Annotated in this window: 15 protein-coding genes and 4 pseudogenes; 18 read left to right on the plus strand and 1 reads right to left on the minus strand. The window is 38.5% G+C overall.

All coding sequences use genetic code 11. From position 1 onward, the window contains the following. Positions 1–24 precede the first annotated feature (24 nt). The 6 genes and pseudogenes from HMPREF2574_RS11010 to HMPREF2574_RS09680 form a co-directional block, all read left to right on the plus strand. Positions 25–150: pseudogene (locus HMPREF2574_RS11010) on the plus strand (KGG domain-containing protein); the annotation flags it as partial. Positions 151–276: 126 nt separating this feature from the next. After that, positions 277–728: pseudogene (locus tag HMPREF2574_RS10325) on the plus strand (terminase large subunit); the annotation flags it as partial. Between the two features lie 147 nt (positions 729–875). Further along, positions 876–1,061, plus strand: a complete 186-nt coding sequence (locus tag HMPREF2574_RS09665; protein WP_042754003.1) for a DUF2798 domain-containing protein — start codon at positions 876–878, stop codon at positions 1,059–1,061. A 108-nt stretch (positions 1,062–1,169) separates the two neighbouring features. Next, entirely contained in the window at positions 1,170–1,379 is a 210-nt protein-coding gene (locus tag HMPREF2574_RS09670; protein WP_022525195.1) for a PspC domain-containing protein, read from the plus strand. Positions 1,380–1,465: 86 nt separating this feature from the next. Further along, positions 1,466–3,763 carry a DNA translocase FtsK gene (locus tag HMPREF2574_RS09675; RefSeq protein ID WP_070812518.1) on the plus strand — a complete coding sequence of 766 codons (2,298 nt, stop codon included), beginning with the start codon at positions 1,466–1,468 and terminating at the stop codon, positions 3,761–3,763. A gap of 248 nt (positions 3,764–4,011) precedes the next feature. After that, positions 4,012–6,312 carry an HAD-IC family P-type ATPase gene (locus HMPREF2574_RS09680; protein ID WP_257374317.1) on the plus strand — a complete coding sequence of 767 codons (2,301 nt, stop codon included), beginning with the start codon at positions 4,012–4,014 and terminating at the stop codon, positions 6,310–6,312. Positions 6,313–6,356: 44 nt separating this feature from the next. Here the strand turns inward: HMPREF2574_RS09680 and HMPREF2574_RS09685 are convergent, their stop codons facing one another. Further along, positions 6,357–6,710, minus strand: a complete 354-nt coding sequence (locus HMPREF2574_RS09685; protein WP_042754001.1) for a DUF3397 family protein — start codon at positions 6,708–6,710, stop codon at positions 6,357–6,359. A gap of 162 nt (positions 6,711–6,872) precedes the next feature. Between HMPREF2574_RS09685 and rplK the strand changes: the two genes are divergently transcribed. The 12 genes and pseudogenes from rplK to HMPREF2574_RS11155 all read left to right on the plus strand — a co-directional run. After that, entirely contained in the window at positions 6,873–7,298 is a 426-nt protein-coding gene (gene rplK / locus HMPREF2574_RS09690) for a 50S ribosomal protein L11 (protein WP_003025466.1), read from the plus strand. A gap of 90 nt (positions 7,299–7,388) precedes the next feature. Then, entirely contained in the window at positions 7,389–8,078 is a 690-nt protein-coding gene (gene rplA, locus HMPREF2574_RS09695) for a 50S ribosomal protein L1 (protein WP_024051988.1), read from the plus strand. Positions 8,079–8,305: 227 nt separating this feature from the next. Continuing rightward, a pseudogene (gene acnA, locus HMPREF2574_RS09700) lies at positions 8,306–10,975 on the plus strand (aconitate hydratase AcnA). Continuing rightward, positions 10,972–12,090, plus strand: coding sequence for a citrate synthase (locus HMPREF2574_RS09705; RefSeq protein ID WP_070812519.1), 1,119 nt, complete (start codon positions 10,972–10,974; stop codon positions 12,088–12,090). The pseudogene acnA and the gene HMPREF2574_RS09705 overlap by 4 nt, the downstream one beginning before the upstream one ends. Then, a complete protein-coding gene (icd, locus tag HMPREF2574_RS09710) occupies positions 12,077–13,279 on the plus strand; it encodes an NADP-dependent isocitrate dehydrogenase (protein WP_180364000.1) in 1,203 nt (400 codons plus the stop codon). The genes HMPREF2574_RS09705 and icd overlap by 14 nt, the downstream gene beginning before the upstream one ends. A 223-nt stretch (positions 13,280–13,502) precedes the next feature. Beyond that, positions 13,503–14,243 (plus strand): UMP kinase, encoded by a 741-nt coding sequence (pyrH, locus tag HMPREF2574_RS09715; protein ID WP_003025453.1) that lies wholly within the window; start codon positions 13,503–13,505, stop codon positions 14,241–14,243. Positions 14,244–14,246: 3 nt separating this feature from the next. Next, entirely contained in the window at positions 14,247–14,804 is a 558-nt protein-coding gene (gene frr / locus HMPREF2574_RS09720; RefSeq protein WP_003034284.1) for a ribosome recycling factor, read from the plus strand. A gap of 338 nt (positions 14,805–15,142) precedes the next feature. Continuing rightward, complete coding sequence (cvfB, locus tag HMPREF2574_RS09725) at positions 15,143–15,997, plus strand: RNA-binding virulence regulatory protein CvfB (RefSeq protein ID WP_024051982.1); 855 nt, start codon at positions 15,143–15,145, stop codon at positions 15,995–15,997. 80 nt (positions 15,998–16,077) lie between these two features. Beyond that, positions 16,078–17,655 (plus strand): type I restriction-modification system subunit M, encoded by a 1,578-nt coding sequence (locus HMPREF2574_RS09730; RefSeq protein WP_070812521.1) that lies wholly within the window; start codon positions 16,078–16,080, stop codon positions 17,653–17,655. Further along, a complete protein-coding gene (locus HMPREF2574_RS09735; RefSeq protein ID WP_070812522.1) occupies positions 17,645–18,640 on the plus strand; it encodes a virulence RhuM family protein in 996 nt (331 codons plus the stop codon). The genes HMPREF2574_RS09730 and HMPREF2574_RS09735 overlap by 11 nt, the downstream gene beginning before the upstream one ends. Beyond that, positions 18,640–19,230, plus strand: a complete 591-nt coding sequence (locus tag HMPREF2574_RS09740) for a restriction endonuclease subunit S (protein ID WP_070812523.1) — start codon at positions 18,640–18,642, stop codon at positions 19,228–19,230. The genes HMPREF2574_RS09735 and HMPREF2574_RS09740 overlap by 1 nt, the downstream gene beginning before the upstream one ends. Next, positions 19,205–19,925: pseudogene (locus HMPREF2574_RS11155) on the plus strand (restriction endonuclease subunit S); the annotation flags it as partial. The gene HMPREF2574_RS09740 and the pseudogene HMPREF2574_RS11155, both read left to right, overlap by 26 nt. Positions 19,926–19,954 lie beyond the last annotated feature (29 nt).

Below are 19,954 nucleotides of genomic sequence, written 5' to 3' on the forward strand. Positions count from 1 at the left end.
ATGAAATCATGAGTAGAAATACTTGTGATTTTTTGTTTGAAAGGAGGTCAAAATTTGCCTAGAGATGGAACAGAAAACTTAAAGCCATTCAGCCAACGAACAAAGAGTGAACAGAGGGAAATTGCATCAAAAGGCGGTAAAGCCTCTGGAGTTGCGAGACGCAAAAAAGCAGAGTTGAAAAAAGCTCTCAACGTTGTTTTGACCTCGCAAGTGCATCAACCAAAATTAGCAGCATTGTTAGAAGAAATGGGCTTTGAAAACTCTTATGAGATGGCAATCTTACTTGATACGTGGTACTATTCACCAGCTGGTCAAATTGTCAAGAAAGCGCCCAGCCAGCTATCGCAAGATATTAACAGTTTTATCAATCGGATTGTGGATAAGTATAAAGTACCAGTATTGCAATACACAATCGACAGCGCAGAGGGTGCTTTGCGTAATCAAATGTATCTTGACTTTGCTATCAGATGGCATCCAGTAGCTAAACTCAAAAAGGTAACAATGATTGATAGTTTTCAGTCATTGTTGGCACAAGGTCGCTTTTATTATTTGAATACAGAGAATAACAAGATATTTGTTGAGGAGCATAAGATGTACAGATGGGATGAGAAAACTATCAAATCAGACAATCCTAATGTGATCAAAGAAGATGACCACACATGCGACACCGCGAATATTTTGTATTAGATAATGCTAAAATACTAGGTTTGCGCGTGGGTAACACATAAGGAGGGCAACAATGAGCCTATTAGACAAAATAAAAGACTTTTCTCTTAGACCTTCTTGTGGCAGGACCAGTTGTGAAGGGACTTGTTTTTAATTTTTTAACAGAACGCCATAAACCTTGGTAGAAGATCCTCGTTGTTTCAGGTGGTATGGTTCTGATTATGGTTTCATTGATGTCTCTTTATGATCTGCTTTTTAACGGCGTGCCGCTTTCAGTAACCAATTACCTTGGAGCTTGGTTGACCAATTTTATTGTAGCGTTTCCCTTGAATTTTCTGATTGTTGGACCAATTTCTCGCTTTATTTTAGGTCAACTGCAACAGCAACTTTTTTAATCTTGCTGACGATGAACGTTTGACAATTGGTTCATGGAAATTCTTTATGATATTTATTTAATGGTAAAAAATTTATGTTATAATAGATTTATAAAGGAGGGACAGAGAATGGCTAAACGATTGACAAGAGATGTGCGAAATAAGAAAATTGCGGGTGTCTGTGCAGGTATAGCAAATTATTTTGACATTGATCCTACCATTGTACGACTGATCTGGGGAGTAGCATTTTTTGTATATGGAATCGGTCTAATCCCTTATTTGATTTTGTGGTTTGTCTTGCCAGAAGATGATGGGAATGATGATGTGATATGGAAGTAAGCAATGTTGTTTCAAAAGTGGAAGCATGGAGCTTCTGCTTTTTTCTTGCATTGGATTAGTGTTCAATTTGTGGTATAATAAAATTTATGGCAAGTAAGAAAAATAGTAAAAAAGGTCGGACAACGAGACGACCTACAAAAGCAGAAATGGAGCGGCAAAAAGCCATTCGGAGGATGCTTGCAACTTTCGGTATCGCTTTTTTGCTTCTTTTTGCAGCATTAAAATGGGGTGCCGTTGGAATCACTCTATATAACCTTATTCGATTGTTAGTAGGAAGTTTAGCCTATATGGCTATTATAGCCAGTCTCATTTATCTTTTCTTTTTTAAGTGGGTCAATAAGCATGAAGGGTATAAATCAGGCTTTTTCAGTATTTTTATTGGCTTGCTGCTTATGTTTCAAGCTTATTTTGTAAATGTTTTAAATTTAAAAGGACAGGTTCTAAGTACAACCTTGTCACGGATTTTAACGGATTTGACAGCTGTTAAAGTCAGTACTTTTGCTGGTGGCGGTTTATTAGGAGCGACACTCTATACTCCTATAGCCTTTTTATTTTCAAATATTGGCACCTACTTTATCGGACTCCTCTTAATATTGCTAGGGGCGCTACTCATCAGTCCATATTCGATTTATGATATTTTTGAAAAATTAAGTGAAACCTATCATACTTGGAGTGAGAAGCGAGAAGCAAAGCGTCAGCAACGTTTTATCGAAAAAGAAGAAAAAGCTGCGCAAGCAGCGATGAATGCTATTCAGGTAGAGCAAGACGAGCCACAAATTGATTCTGAAACGGGAGAAATTTTAGATGATGAGGTCTTAGCTCATACGCCGATTCAGTTTGAAGAAGCAGAGCCAGAAATTTATGATTATGATGAGAGTTTGTCTGAGAAACAACACAAAGAAGAGCAGCAAGATAACACAGATGAAGATGTTGAGGTTAATTTCACACCCAAAGAAAGTTTAGATTACAAACTTCCAACAATCAATTTATTTGCGCCAGACAAGCCTAAAAATCAATCCAAAGAAAAGAAAATTGTCCGCGAAAATATCAAGATTTTGGAAGAAACATTTGCTAGTTTTGGCATTCGTGCTAGCGTTGAACGTGCTGAAATCGGACCGTCTGTGACTAAGTACGAGGTCAAGCCAGCTGTCGGAGTGCGGGTCAATCGCATTTCCAATCTGGCTGACGATTTAGCTCTGGCTTTGGCTGCCAAAGATGTGCGAATTGAGGCACCTATTCCGGGCAAATCTTTAGTCGGAATTGAAGTTCCGAATTCCGAGATTGCGACGGTTACTTTCCGTGAGCTTTGGGAGCAGTCTAAGACAGACGACAAGAAATTACTTGAAATTCCTTTAGGAAAAGCTGTCAATGGCTCTGTTCGGACATTTGATTTGGCAAAGATGCCTCATTTGCTGGTGGCAGGATCGACTGGTTCTGGAAAATCCGTTGCAGTCAACGGCATTATTGCTAGTATTCTCATGAAAGCACGACCAGATGAAGTCAAGTTCATGATGGTTGATCCAAAAATGGTTGAATTGTCTGTCTATAATGATATTCCTCACTTGCTGATCCCTGTTGTGACTAATCCGCGCAAGGCGAGCCGAGCTTTGCAAAAAGTGGTAGATGAAATGGAAAATCGCTATGAGCTATTTTCTAAGGTCGGTGCTCGCAATATTGCAGGTTACAATGCCAAAGTAGCCGAGTACAATGCCAGTCAACCAGAATATAAACAAATTCCTCTTCCCTTGATTGTGGTCATTGTGGATGAGTTGGCAGACCTTATGATGGTAGCCAGCAAAGAAGTGGAAGATGCCATTATTCGCTTGGGACAAAAAGCTCGAGCAGCTGGTATTCATATGATTTTGGCCACTCAGCGACCGTCTGTTGATGTTATCTCTGGGCTCATCAAGGCCAATGTTCCTTCGCGGATTGCTTTTGCTGTCTCTAGCGGAACTGATAGCCGAACGATTCTAGATGAAAATGGTGCCGAGAAACTCTTGGGACGTGGGGATATGCTCTTTAAGCCGATTGATGAAAATCATCCTGTCCGTCTGCAAGGCTCATTTATTTCCGATGAAGATGTAGAGCGCATTGTCACTTTTGTTAAGAATCAAGCCGAAGCAGATTATGATGATAATTTTGACCCAGGCGAAGTATCTGAGAATGACATGGATTCAGGTAGTGAGAGTGAACAAGGAGATCCACTCTTTGAAGAAGCCAAGGCTTTAGTCATCGAGACGCAAAAAGCGAGTGCTTCAATGCTCCAACGTCGATTGTCTGTTGGGTTTAATCGTGCGACTCGGCTCATGGAAGAGCTAGAAGCTGCGGGTGTCATCGGTCCAGCAGAAGGCACCAAGCCAAGAAAAGTTTTATTGAATAACTAAAACTAAATAGGTGTGGTTTAAAAAATGTAACATCCTTTCCTAACAAATTTCTGTTGGGATTTTTTTGTAGCTGTTCTATTTTAAAGTTTTGTAGAAAAGGTATGAAAAATCTCATGTTTTCCAGTTTTATGACTTTTCTATGACCTAAGGATAACTTTTTTGATAGAATACTAATATGATTTGTGAATGGAGGCTATATGTCAGAACAGATATACACAGGGCTTAGCCAATAAAAGGTTGAAGAACGAATTCAAAAAGGCTTAGTCAATAAAGTAATAGTTAGCACGGAAAAAACAACTTGGCAAATCATTCAGTCGAATGTGTTTACTTATTTTAATTTTATATTTTTTGTCCTTGCTATGTTGCTAGTTATTGTACAATCATGGAATAATTTACTTTTTTTACCTATTCTTATTATCAATTCTTTGATTGGAATTGTTCAAGAGCTTAGAGCGCGCAAAATATTGAGCAACATGCAGTTACTTCATCACTATACAGCGATTGCAGTGCGAGACGGTAAAGAAATCCAACTAGAGACAAAAGATTTAGTACAAGATGATATCGTTCTTTTCTCGGCAGGGGACCAAATCTATGCAGATGCTAAGATTGTATCAGGTGAATTGAAAGTCAATGAATCACAGTTGACAGGAGAAGCGGATGAAATAGCAAATCAAATAAGTGATACAGTTATGTCAGGCAGTTTTGTCGTATCTGGTAAAGCCTATGCTCGCTTGGAAAAAGTAGGTGATGAATCCTATATCAATCAACTGACGTTGAAAGCAAAAGAAGTCTCTGGAAAAGAAGAATCTGAAATGGTACGTTCGGTCAATAATTTGGTTAAAGTGATTGGATTTTTGATTATTCCTTTAGGGCTTCTTCTATTTTTCCAAAGTTATGTGACCAATCACGAAAGTTTTCAAGTTAGTATTGTCTCCACGGTAGGAGCTATTATTGGGATGATTCCAGAAGGGCTTTATCTTTTGATGACTCTAGCGCTGGCTTTGGGATCAGCTAGTCTAGCAAGACAGCAGGTTTTATTAAACAGTATGAAGGGGATTGAGTCTCTTTCTCGTGTAGATGTTTTGTGTGTAGATAAGACAGGAACCATTACGGAAAATACGATGAAAGTTGCACAAGTACTCTCTGTTCAGCAAGACAAGAATGCTTCGCAGGAAGCTCTTAAACAATATCTGGCAGCAAGTCCAGATGAAAATGAAACGATTGCAGCGATTCGAGACTTTTTTGTTTCAGAAGTAGTAGAAAAGGCTTGGACCGTAGTGAAAACCTTTCCGTTTAGTTCAAAGACCAAGTTTGGTGCTATTTCTTTCAAAGAAGGCAATTTTATTTTAGGTGCTCCAGAGTTTGTATTAAAAGAAAAGTTGGAAGAATATCGCAGCTATTTTCAACAATATGCAGAAAGCGGCTCACGTGTTCTTGTTTTTGCTGAATCAAAAGATCAGCCATTTACAGGTGATTTGACTCAAACAGTAGAACCCCTACTCTTCATCTTATTAGAAAATCCAATTCGAGAAAATGCAGCCGAGACCTTTTCATATTTTGATGTTCAAGGTGTGGAAGTCAAAGTTATTTCAGGAGATAATCCTGTCACAGTTGCTGCAGTGGCTACCAAAGCAGAGATTCCTCATGCTGAAAATTATGTAGATGCGCAAAACTTGGATACTGATGAAAAAATCACTCAAGCAGTTGAAAAATATACGGTCTTTGGTCGAGTGACCCCTCAACAGAAACAAAAATTAGTTCAAGCACTTCAAGCTAATCAACATAAAGTTGCAATGACAGGTGACGGTGTAAATGATATTTTAGCAATGAAGACTGCAGATTGCAGCATTGCTATGGAGTCAGGCAACGGTGCTACCAAACAGATTGCACAAGTTGTTTTGCTGGATTCTGACTTTTCGCATATGCCGCATATTGTGACAGAAGGACGTAGGGTTGTCAATAACATTCAGCGTTCCGCTAGTTTATTTCTTGTAAAAAATATCTTTTCCATTTCACTAGCTATTTTGTCCAGTTTGTTTACTTTTACCTATCCTTTGCAAGCATCACAAGTTTCCTTGATTAGTGCGTTCACTATTGGTGTACCTGGATTTATGTTAGCTTTGGAGCCCAACAAGCAGCGCATTCGAGGGCGTTTCATAAGAACGGTTTTACAGAATGCGATACCAGCAGCTTTTGTTGATTTATTGGCCGTTTTGATTGTCATGGCTTGTGGTCGGATTTTTCGATTATCTACGCAAGAAGTTGCGACATCATCTGTTATCTTATTAGCAGTGGTTGGTTTCATTATCATCATCAAGCTTATTCAGCCGCTCAATCGAATGAAAACTATTGTCGTACTCTTTAACATCATCGGCTTAGTGATTTCGGGCTTGTTATTTCACTCTATTTTTTTGTTATCCAAAATCTCACCGATTACCATTATCCTCATAGTCATTCTCTCCTTAATGTTAGAATCACTCATGAGACTGTTCCAATTCATAACAAATAAGTTATTTGCTCTATTTGATAAGTTCTCAACAAAATATTAAATATAAAAATATCGGAAGCAGATGAGTCTGTCCGATATTTTTTATTATTTTGTTAAAAATAAGCCAATCACCATGGCGAGGTAGAGAAAGAAGGTCAAAATAAAACCAGCTCGCCAGAAAAATTTAAAGAACTTAGGATAGTAAAAACTGCGTTTAATTCGAAGAAAGTAGACAGTAATGGCAATTGCTAAGGCAGAAAGGGCTAATGCTAATTCTGGCAAGAAACTGTGGTAGAAAGCTCTATCAGAGATGACATAGAATTCCAACACAAAAAGTGGAAAAGCCAAATCTGCAAAATTCCAGCCAAATCGTTTCAAGCGAAATAATTTAGTAATAATAATGGTTAAAATAATAGTTAAAAAGATAAATAAAATAGATGCGATTTTTAATAATGTCATACACATATTTTACCACAAAAATCGAGAAAAATAGAGAATTTTTTTAGTATTTTTTCTTGCAATTTAGTCGTTTTAGTGTATAATAGAAAGGTATGCAAGAAGCATACTTGTGGGAGGTAAAAATCTTACATTACCGCCAAAACCACAAAGGAGGATTTAAAGATGGCTAAAAAAGTCGAAAAACTTGTAAAATTGCAAATTCCTGCTGGTAAAGCTACTCCAGCTCCACCAGTTGGTCCTGCGCTTGGTCAAGCCGGTATCAACATCATGGGATTCACAAAAGAGTTCAACGCTCGTACAGCTGATCAAGCTGGTATGATTATCCCAGTTGTTATCTCAGTATATGAAGACAAATCATTTACTTTCGTAACAAAGACACCGCCAGCTGCTGTTCTTTTGAAAAAAGCTGCAGGTGTTGAAAAAGGATCAGGTACACCAAACAAAACAAAAGTTGCAACAGTTACTCGTGCACAAGTACAAGAAATTGCTGAAACTAAGATGCCAGATTTGAACGCTGCAAACCTTGAGTCTGCAATGCGTATGATCGAAGGTACTGCTCGTTCTATGGGATTCACTGTTGTTGACTAATCAATAACACCCAAACCCGCAAGACTTCATCATTTCGAGAAGGACGTGGGAGATGAAAATCGATTGAACCACTTACAAGGAGAATAGAAAATGGCTAAAAAAAGCAAACAACTTCGTGCTGCTCTTGAAAAAATCGACAGCACAAAAGCATACAGTGTAGAAGAAGCTGTAGCACTTGCAAAAGAAACAAACTTTGCAAAATTTGACGCAACTGTAGAAGTTGCTTATAACTTGAACATTGATGTGAAAAAAGCGGATCAACAAATCCGTGGTGCAATGGTTCTTCCAAACGGAACTGGTAAAACTCAACGTGTGCTTGTTTTTGCACGTGGTGCAAAAGCAGAAGAAGCAAAAGCTGCTGGTGCAGACTTCGTTGGTGAAGATGACCTCGTTGCAAAAATCAACGGTGGCTGGCTTGACTTTGATGTCGTAATTGCTACACCTGATATGATGGCACTTGTCGGACGTCTTGGACGTATCCTTGGACCACGTAACTTGATGCCAAACCCTAAAACTGGTACTGTAACAATGGATGTTGCAAAAGCAGTTGAAGAGTCTAAAGGTGGTAAAATTACTTACCGTGCAGATCGTGCAGGTAACGTACAAGCTATCATTGGTAAAGTTTCATTTGACGCTGATAAGTTGCTTGAAAACTTCAAAGCATTCCACGATGTGATTGCAAAAGCTAAACCAGCTACAGTAAAAGGAACTTACATAACAAATCTTACTATCACCACTACTCAAGGTGTGGGTATTAAGGTTGATGTTAACTCACTTTAATTTAGAATCTAAAACTCTATCTTCGGATGGAGTTTTTCTTTTGCAAAATCAAAAGCATTGGATTGATGAAATTCATCGCTTTTTTATGCTTTGGATTTTTTGGCGAATACATATTTGAAATAGTAAACGAAAACCGGTAATGTTATATTTTCTTACATATTTTTATAAAAACTATTGCATGAATTTTTGTAAAATATAAAATAATTATTCCTAGTGGGAGGTTTCTCATGCTAACATATAAATCTATATTATATCAAGATAAGCGAGAATATAGCTATATTGATCTCGAAAAAGTTGCATTAGATATGGGTGGAGACTTAGACAATCTTCCTTATTCTATTCGCATATTATTAGAAAGTCTTTTGCGAAAAGAAGATGGCGATGTTGTGAGAAAACATCACATAGAGAATCTAATGCACTATCAAGCTGTTAAACCGAGAGGTGAAGTGCCCTTTAAACCAAGTCGTGTTATTTTACAGGATTTTACGGGAGTACCAGTTGTTGTTGACTTGGCAAGTATGCGCGATGCAGTTGTAACAAATGGGGGAGATCCAGAACTTATCAATCCTGAAATTCCTGTGGATTTAGTCATTGACCATAGTGTGCAAGTTGATTGTTATGGCTGTGAGACTGCTTTGGAAGAAAATATAACAAAATAATTTTCACGTAATAATGAGCGGTATGAATTTTTGAAATGGGCTGAGCAATCTTTTGATAATTATCGTGCAGTTCCACCTGCAACTGGGATTATTCACCAAGTTAATATTGAATTCCTTAGTGATGTTGTTATTGAAAAAGACGGCATGCTTTATCCAGATTCAATGTTTGGAACAGACAGTCATACAACAATGATCAATGGAATAGGGGTTCTTGGCTGGGGAGTTGGAGGAATTGAAGCAGAGGCTGCTATGTTGGGAGAAGCTTCTTATTTTCCAGTTCCAGAAGTGATTGGTGTACGCTTAGTTGGGGAATTGCCTAAGATTACAACGGCAACTGACTTAGCTTTAAAAGTAACACAACGATTACGACAAGAAAATGTAGTTGGAAAATTTGTAGAATACTTTGGGGAAGGACTAGCAACACTTGGTTTGGCAGACCGCGCAACAGTTGCAAATATGGCGCCAGAATATGGAGCAACCTGCGGTTACTTTCCTATTGATGAAGAGACCCTTCATTATATGCGACTAACAAATCGGAAAGAATAACATATTGCGTTAACGAGGCTCTATGTCCAAAAGAATCATTTATTTTATGATGAAAAAGTGGAGCCAATTTATTCAAAAATTGTTGAGATTGATTTGTCCACCATTGTTCCGAGTATTTCTGGTCCCAAACGGCCACAGGATTTAATTGAATTGACAAATGATAAGCAAGAATTTCAAGCGAGTCTTATCCGAGAAGTGGGTGTTCGAGGTTTTGGTTTGCCAAGAGAGGAATTGAGGAAAACAGCGACGGTATTGTTTGATGATTATGAAGAAGAGATTAAAACGGGTCATGTCGCTATTGCAGCAATTACTAGTTGTACTAATACCTCCAACCCATATGTCTTAATGGCGGCAGGCTTAGTAGCTAAACGTGCTGTGGAAAAAGGATTGCGTGTTTCAAAAACAGTCAAAACGTCACTTGCACCAGGCAGTAAGGTTGTTACGGCCTATTTGAAGGAGAGTGGTCTCCAAGTCTATCTGGACAAATTAGGTTTTAATGTTGTTGGATATGGCTGCACCACTTGCATTGGCAATTCTGGAAATTTGTTACCAGAAGTGGCAAAAGCAATTACGGATACGGATTTACTTGCTAGCGCTGTCCTATCAGGTAATCGGAATTTTGAAGGACGAATCAATCCTTTGGTTAAAGCAAATTTTTTAGCTAGTCCGCCACTGGTGGTCGCTTATGCTTTAGCTGGGAATACAAATATTGATTTAACAAGTGCACCGCTTGGATATGATAGGAATGGACTACCTGTTTACTTCATGGATCTTATGCCAAATCATGATTTGGTAGCAGACTATGTACAAAAATACGTTACCAGTAGTTTGTTTAAAAAAGAGTATGAGCATGTTTTTACTGATAGTGAAAAATGGAATCAAATTTCAACAACAAAATCGAAAATCTATCATTGGAATCAAGCCTCTACTTATATACAAAATCCTCCTTACTTTGATGGCTTGGAAGATGATACAAACATTCAAACGTTGAAAAATCTAGCTGTTTTAGCAAAATTTGGAGATACGATTACGACAGATCATATTTCTCCAGCAGGAAATATTGCTAGAAATAGTCCAGCAGCATCATATCTAGAGGAACATGGTGTAAGCTATCAAGACTTTAATTCTTATGGTAGTCGTCGCGGGAATCATGAAGTGATGATGAGAGGCACCTTTGCCAATATTCGGATAAAAAATGAACTAGCAGCTGGAAAACTTGGTGGTTATACAAAGTATAAGGGTGAACTGATGCCGATTTATGAAGCTGCTATGTGTTATAAGAAAGAAAAAGTGGATACGATTATTTTGGCAGGTCGAGATTATGGTATGGGTTCTAGTCGTGATTGGGCAGCTAAAGGAGCAAATCTTTTAGGTGTTAAAGTGGTTTTAGCTGAAAGTTTTGAAAGAATTCATCGTTCCAATTTAGTCATGATGGGCATTCTTCCTCTTCAATATTTGGACGGCGAAAATGCTCAAAATATTGGATTAACTGGAAAAGAAATATTTGATATTCAATTGCCGAAAGAGCCACAGGTAGGGCAAGTCATAACGGTTATTGCAAAAGAAGGCGATCGAATCACACGATTTAAAGCACGTCTTCGTTTTGATGCAGACGCGGATATTCGTTATTATGAAAATGGGGGAATTTTACCAATGGTGGTTAGAAAGAAATTGCAAGAGGTAAAACAATGACACAAAGCAATGGTTTAAAAGATACGATTGCCTGTGAGACTCGTATCAGTCAGATTATAGATGATACTCTTTCTTATGCAGTCTATAATATTTCAGAATTGATGGAGAATAATGCAAGTTTTGAAGAAGTCATTTACCTACTTTGGAATTTACATTTGCCAACTCAGATTGAATTGAAACATTTTGTGAACGATTTACGTGCCAACTATGCCATTAGTGATGCGGTGGAACAATGTATTCTCATCCAGTCGCGCAAGCATCTGCATCCAATGAGTGTATTGCGTTCTACAGTTAGTCTTTTAGGAGTCTATAATATCCATGCCGAAGAGACGTCTCTAGAAGCAACTTATGAACAAAGTATTCAATTGATGGCTAAGATTCCAACGATTATTGCAACATTTACAAGGTTGAGATTGGGACAAACTCCGATTGAACCGAGAAAAGATTTAGGATTTGCGGCGAACTTTTTATATATGTTAAATGGGCAGGAACCAACAGAATTAGAAATTCAAGCTTTCAATCGTGCTTTGGTTCTTCATGCAGATCACGAGTTAAATGCTTCAACTTTTGCAGCGCGGGTCTGTGCTTCCACTTTAACCGATATTTATTCTTGTGTGACGGCGGCAATCGGCGCTTTAAAAGGGTCACTTCATGGAGGTGCCAACGAATGCGTCTTTGACATGTTAAAGGAAATTAAAGCAGAGGGAGATACGAATGAATATTTGGATCGAAAATTAGCCTCACATGAAAAAATCATGGGCTTTGGTCATCGTGTTTATAAAACACAGGATCCTCGTGAAAAATATTTGCGAGAAATGGCAGAGGAATTGACAAAGGGAACAGAAAAAGAAATTTGGTACCAGATTTCAGAAGAAATCGAACGTTATATGAAGCACACCAAGCATTTAATACCGAATGTAGATTTTTACTCAGCAACGGTTTATCATGTTTTAGGTATTGACAGTAGTATCTATACATTGATTTTTGCAATGAGTCGGGTGTCTGGCTGGATTGCCCACATTCAAGAACAGCGCAAAAATAATAAGTTGATTAGACCTCGCTCTCATTATGTTGGCGCTCAAAATTTACATTATATTCCTATTGGGAGGAGATAAAATGGCAGAAAGAATTCGTCTTGTGAATAAGCAGTTGCTAGTTCCAGATAATCCCATTATCCCTTATATCGAAGGTGATGGAATTGGGCACGACATTTGGAAAGATGCACAGCTTGTCTTGGATAAAGCGGTGGAGATAGTTTATGGAAGCAGTAGAAAGATTTTTTGGAAAGAGATATTGGCGGGAGAAAAAGCCTTTCGTTTGACAGGAGAATGGTTGCCAGAAGAGACTTTAACGACAATTCAGCATCATTTGGTTGCGATTAAAGGTCCTATTACAACTCCTGTTGGTGGTGGCATTCGTTCTTTAAATGTTGCCTTGCGTCAAGAACTAGATCTCTACGCTTGTGTACGTCCCGTACGGTATTTTGCGGGCGTTCCTAGCCCACTACGACATCCTGAAAAGACGAATATGACAATTTTTCGTGAAAATACCGAAGATATTTATGCAGGAATTGAATGGGAAGGTGAGTCTGATGAGGCTCAACAAGTGATACAATTTTTACAAAAGGAAATGGGAATTGATAAAATTCGTTTTCCGAAGACGAGTGCTATTGGCATTAAACCAATTTCACGCCAAGGAAGTGAACGGTTGATTCGTGCAGCGATTCATTATGCTCTATCTGCCAATGTAAAAAACGTAACTCTGGTTCATATAGGGAATATCCAAAAATTTACAGAAGGTGGTTTCAGAAAATGGGGCTATGAGCTTGCAGAGAAGGAGTTTGCAAAGGAATTAGTAGCTGGAAAATTGATTGTGACAGATGTGATTGCAGATAATTTTTTACAACAAATTCTATTAAATCCTGAAAAATTTCAAGTAGTAGCTTTGACAAATTTGAATGGGGATTATGTTAGTGATGCTCTGGCTGCTCAAGTCGGCGGCATTGGTATTGCTCCTGGAGCTAATATCAATTATGAAACAGGTCATGCTATTTTTGAAGCAACGCATGGAACGGCTCCTGATATCGCAGATCAAAATAAAGCAAATCCTTGTTCACTTTTATTGTCTGCCTGCATGATGTTTGATTACATTGGATGGTCCGAAGCTGCGCAAGTTATTATAAAAGCAATTGAAAAAGCGTTAGCACTTCAAAAGATGACAGATGATTTTGCTAGTCAGATAGAAGGTGTCCCTGCGCTTTCAACGAGTGATTTCACTCAGGTTTTATTAGATTTTTTAGCTTAGGTTCTGATTTTTACACATGAAACAAACGGCAAAGAAGCTGAGACAAAAGTTTCTGATTTCAATATTCGTTGCATAATGAATGAACGACACCATAGCTGGTTGCTCAAATAGCATAGCAAACTATCTTCTCCCTTTTATCGAAATTTTTATTTTTTAAAGAATTTGACTATATAAAAATCTCAAAATATGGTAAAATAGTACAGATAAAATAAGGAGAATAAAAATGGTAGCCCCGAAATATAAACGTATTTTAATCAAATTATCAGGTGAAGCTCTTGCTGGTGAGAAAGGTATTGGAATTAACATTTCAACCGTTCAAAAAATGGCAGAGGAAATCAAGGAAGTACATGATTTGGGTATTGAAATTGCCCTTGTTATCGGCGGTGGGAATCTCTGGCGTGGAGAGCCTGCGGCAGAAGCAGGAATGGATCGTGTGCAGGCTGATTACACAGGAATGTTAGGAACAGTCATGAACGCTCTGGTTATGGCTGATTCCCTTCAACAAGTGGGGGTGGATACGCGCGTACAAACAGCGATTGCGATGCAGCAAGTAGCAGAACCTTATATTCGTGGACGCGCTCTGCGACACTTGGAAAAAGGACGTATCGTTATCTTCGGTGCTGGAGTTGGTTCTCCCTACTTCTCAACAGATACAACAGCTGCCCTTCGCGCGGCTGAGATTGAAGCTGATGCGATTCTGATGGCAAAAAATGGTGTAGATGGTGTTTATAACGCTGATCCGAAGAAAGATAAGACTGCGGTGAAATTTGATGAATTAACCCACCGTGACGTGATTAACAAAGGTCTTCGTATCATGGATTCAACGGCTTCTACTCTTTCAATGGATAATGACATTGACCTTGTTGTCTTTAATATGAACGAACCTGGTAATATCAAACGCGTTGTCTTTGGTGAGCAAATCGGAACAACCGTTTCAAATAATGTAGAAAAAGAAGAGGAATAAGTTATGGCAAATGCAATTGTAGAAAAAGCGAAAGAAAGAATGACACAATCACACCAAAGTTTAGCGCGTGAATTTGGTAGCATTCGTGCTGGTCGTGCGAATGCCAGCCTTTTGGATCGGATTTCAGTTGAGTATTATGGAGTGGAAACTCCACTTAATCAAATCGCGTCTATCACGATTCCTGAAGCGCGTGTCCTTTTGGTGACGCCGTTTGACAAATCTTCTATCAAAGATATTGAGCGCGCACTCAACGCTTCTGATCTTGGTATTACCCCTGCGAGTGACGGTACGGTTATTCGTTTGGTCATTCCCGCTTTGACAGAAGAAACTCGCCGTGATCTTGCTAAGGAAGTGAAGAAAGTCGGTGAAAATGCTAAAATTGCTATTCGTAATATCCGCCGTGACGCCATGGATGAAGCAAAAAAGCAAGAAAAAGCAAAAGAAATTACTGAAGATGAATTGAAAACACTTGAAAAAGATATTCAAAAAGTGACAGATGAGGCTGTTAAGCATATTGATGATATGACTGCCAGCAAGGAAAAAGAATTGATTGAAGTGTAAGCTTTTCTCTGTATGTAGTAAAAAATAGAAAGCAAGGAGGGTGGGACGAAATCAGTCGTTTCCTAGAAACTTGACTCTTCGCAAAGTTGAGTAGGGCTGTAAAAGTTGATTTATCAACGAGTTAGAGCCCACTCAGCAGTGATTGATTAGGCACTAAAGTGCCAAATAATTGTGTATGAGAAACTCTAATTGACTAAAGTCAACGTAGTTTCTCCAAATCACTACGTCTTAGAATGATAACTATATAAACAAAGGAAGCTGAACACTTTTGTTCCAGCTTCTTCTTTTGAAGTAGGAAGAAAGTTTCATATCCGCTTCGAACGATAGAAAGATGAAAAATGAATACAAATCTTGCAACATTTATAACAGGTCTTGTAACCGATGAAAATAATCGTTTTTACTTTGTTCAAAAAGATGGGCAGACATATGCTTTAGCTAAAGAAGAGGGGGAGCATCAACTGGGCGAATCGGTCAAGGGCTTTGCCTACAGCGACATGAAGCAGAAACTTCGCTTGACGACTCTTGATGTAACAGCGACCCAGACGACTTTTGGCTGGGGAACAGTGACGGATGTTCGTAAGGACTTAGGTGTTTTTGTTGACACAGGACTTCCAGATAAGCAAATTGTAGTGTCCCTTGACATTTTGCCAGAAATAAAAGAACTTTGGCCTAAAAAAGGCGATTGCCTCTATATCCGTCTGGATGTGGATAAAAAAGACCGCATTTGGGGGCTTTTGGCCTACCAAGAAGATTTCCAGAAATTAGCTCGTCCAGCTTATAATAATATGCAAAATCAAAATTGGCCGGCTATTGTTTATCGTTTGAAGTTATCTGGAACCTTTGTCTATCTGCCTGAAAATAACATGCTGGGCTTTATCCATCCCAGCGAGCGCTATGCTGAGCCGCGTCTGGGCCAGGTATTGGATGTGCGTGTCATTGGTTTTCGTGAGGTGGATAGGACTTTGAACCTTTCGCTCAAACCACGCTCTTTTGAAATGCTGGAAAATGATGCTCAGATGATCCTGACTTATCTGGAGACTAACGGTGGCTTCATGACCTTGAATGATAAGTCAGCTCCAGAGGATATTAAGGCGACTTTCGGCATTTCCAAGGGACAGTTTAAAAAAGCCCTGGGTGGCCTCATGAAAGCTGGTAAGATTAAACAGAACGCGACTGGGACGGAGTTGATTTAAAAAGAAAATGCTTGTTGTCAATTGAAACAAGCATTTGTTTTTTGTACAATAGAGAGTAGTAAGAAAATGAAGGAATGAATATGGCGAAACATAATAATGAAGCGAGTCAGAGAGCAGAGTTGCACCGAAAAATATGGGCAATTGCTGATGATGTAAGGGGGGCAGTCGATGGATGGGATTTCAAGCAGTATGTACTCGGAATTCTTTTCTATCGTTTTATCTCAGAAAACATGTCTGCTTATTTTGATAAAGCGGAGCATGAAGCGGGTGATTTGGACTTTCGTTATGCAGACTTGAGTGATGAGGAAGCAGAAGAAGATTTTCGTCCAGATACAGTTGAGGACAAAGGTTTTTTCATCCTTCCCAGTCAATTATTTGAAAATGTTGTGAGGCATGCTGCTGAAAATGATGATCTGAATATAGAGTTGGCTCAAATTTTCAAAGACATTGAAGCATCTGCGATAGGTTTTAAGTCAGAAGAAGATATTAAGGGCTTATTTGATAATTTGGATACCCGCAGTAATATCCTGGGAGGAACAGTAAAAGAAAAAAATAAACGTCTTTCGGATATTTTAAATGGTATTAATAGTATTAATTTTGGAAATTTTGAAGAAAATGATATTGATGCCTTTGGGGATGCTTATGAGTTCTTGATTTCCAACTATGCCAGTAACGCAGGGAAAAGCGGGGGTGAATTTTTTACACCACAGACAGTATCTAAACTGTTAGCTCGACTAGTCATGGTCGGCAAGGACAAGATTAATAAGGTCTATGACCCGACCTGTGGTTCGGGTTCACTCTTGCTTCAGATGAAAAAACAATATGAAGAACATATCTTGGAGGACGGTTTCTTTGGTCAAGAAATCAATATGACCAACTATAACTTAGCTCGCATGAATATGTTCTTGCATAATATTAACTATAATAGTTTCAATATAAAGAGAGGGGACACACTTTTAAACCCTCAACATCTAGAAGAAAAGCCGTTTGATGCTATCGTGTCGAACCCACCCTATTCTGTCAAATGGGTGGGAGATGGAGATCCAACTCTAATAAATGATGACCGCTTTGCACCAGCTGGCAAGTTAGCACCCAAGTCAAAAGCTGACTTTGCCTTTATCATGCATAGTCTCAATCATTTGTCCAATAAAGGTCGGGCAGCTATTGTTTGTTTCCCAGGTATTTTCTATCGTGGGGGTGCTGAAAAGACCATTCGTCAGTATCTAGTAGATAACAATTTTGTTGAAGCAGTCATTGCTCTTCCAGATAATCTCTTCTTTGGAACTTCTATCGCAACTACGATTTTAGTTCTGGCGAAGAATAAACTGGAAAACAAGACACTCTTTATTGATGCAAGTAAGGAATTCAAAAAAGAGACCAACAACAATATCTTGACCGATAGCAATATCGAACATATTGTCGAATTATTCTCTAATTATCAAAGTGTGGATTATAAGGCAGCTCTTGTTGATAATGATGTGATTGGCTCAGAGCAGGATTACAACCTGTCTGTCTCAACCTATGTCGAACAAGAAGACACACGTGAGAAGATTGATATTGATGTGCTCAATAAAGAAATCGCTGAGACTGTTGCCAAGATTGACCACTTGCGTGCAGAGATAGATAAGATTGTAGAGGAATTGAGCCATGGCAAATGATGTGATTCTCTATAGAACAGATGACGGAGAGTCCGCTATTGAGCTTCACTTAGATAATGGAACAGTCTGGCTGACCCAACAAGAACTAGCTGAACTCTTTCAGACTTCCAAGCAAAATATTAGTAAACATATCAAGGCTATCTTTGATGATGGTGAATTATCGGAAGAGGCAACTGTCAACTATAAGTTGACAGTTCAAAATGAGGGGAATAGAAGTGTTCAGCGAAATGTTGCCTACTATAATCTCGATATGATTTTGGCGATTGGTTATCGAGTTCGATCTCCGCGTGGAATCCAGTTCAGACACTATGCTTCGACAGTTTTGAAAGAGTATCTGATCAAGGGCTTTGCTATGGATGATGAGCGCTTGAAAAACTTGGGTGGAGGCTCTTACTTTAAAGAACTCCTGGAAAGAATCCGAGACATTCGCTCGAGTGAAAAAGTCTTTTACCGTCAAGTCTTGGATCTTTTTGCGACATCAAGTGACTACAATGCAAATGCACCAGAGGCAAAGAAATTTTTTGCGACGGTGCAGAACAAGATGCATTACGCTATTCACCACAATACTGCGAGCGAACTCATCTATAACCGTGTCGATAGCGAAAAGGAGTTTATGGGCTTGACCACTTTTAAGGGAGACCTCCCTACTCTATCTGAAGCAAAAGTTGCCAAGAACTATCTGACAGAAAAGGAACTCCGTGGACTTAATCAGCTTGTATCAGGATATCTAGACTTTGCTGAAAGACAGGCAGAGCGAGAGGAAGTCATGACCATGGCGGACTGGGTGACACATGTAGATCGTATCCTTCAGGCTACTGGAGAAGACTTGCTGGATAACAGTGGTTCGATCTCTCGTGAACAGATGAAGCAGAAGGTAGATAAGGAATATAAGAGATACCAAGCCAAGACCCTCAGTCAAGTTGAAAAAGATTACCTCAAGGAAATTAAAAGCATTGAAAATCTAGCCAAGGAAGGAGGTAACTGATGAACATCCTAGAAGAAATCCAGAACTGTCCCGTTGAGTGGAAAGAGTTAGGGGAAGTGGTAGATTATGAGCAGCCAACCAAATATATTGTATCAAGTAAAGCTTATATTGAAAGTAATGAAATTCCTGTTTTAACTGCGGGACAATCATTTATTTTAGGCTATACAAATGAAAAAGGCGGTATTTATCAAGCTAGCAAAAACAATCCTGTTATCATTTTTGATGATTTTACTACATCAAAACAATGGGTAGATTTTAAATTTAAAGTAAAATCATCAGCAATGAAAATGTTAACGATAAAAGATGAATTTAAAAGCGAAGTTTTATTACGCTATGTATGGCATTATTTGGGTACAATAACTTATAAACCAGATCAACATGGTAGACAATGGATTGGAACTTATTCAAAGTTTCTCATTCCAATTCTTCCCCTAGAAATTCAAGAAAAAATCGTGCAAATACTTGACAAAATGACTGGGTATGTTACAGAATTGACCTCAGAATTGACCTTACGCCAAAAGCAATATTCTTATTTTAGAGATTATCTCTTGAACTTTGATGAAGATGGTTCGGGGGGGGGCGAACAATAAAGTATATCAGGTGGAGTGGAAGACGCTGGGGGAAGTTTGTGATGTGCGTGATGGAACACATGACTCGCCAAATAAAAAAGCTTTTGGTAAATATTTAATAACCTCCAAAAATGTCAAAAATGGTTCGATAAATTTTGATAGTGCTTATTTTATAAGTGAATCCGACTTTGATAATATTAACAAGAGAAGTAAAGTTGATATTGATGATTTGTTATTTACTATGATTGGAACTGTTGGAGAAATAGCTCATATTACTGAGGAGCCAGACTTTGCTATTAAAAACGTAGGATTGATTAAGACACAAAGTAGGATTTTAGCAAGATATTTATTACATTATTTACAGTCAACATATGCCAAAGATTATATTTCAAGTAATAGTAGTAAAGGTAGTCAAGTGTTTCTTGGACTTGGGAAATTAAGAAATTTTCCAATACCATATGTGGAACCTAAAATTCAATCTCGTATTGTTCAAGTTTTAGACAACTTTGATACGGTTTGTAATGACTTCAACATCGGACTACCCAAGGAGATTGAACTACGCCAAAAACAGTACGAATATTTCCGAGATAAACTCTTGACATTCACCGCCGAAGGCGTGTACTCTGAGAGTAGAGTAGAGGAGTGGGACAACTCCGCTATTATCAAGCTTTTACAGTGGGTATTTGGACCAATTCGAGTGGAGTTAGGGCAAATTTTCAATACCAAGAATGGCTATACCCCTACT

Origin of the sequence: Streptococcus sp. HMSC034E12 (genome assembly GCF_001835915.1) — a bacterium.
Classification (GTDB): Bacteria; Bacillota; Bacilli; order Lactobacillales; family Streptococcaceae; genus Streptococcus; species Streptococcus vaginalis.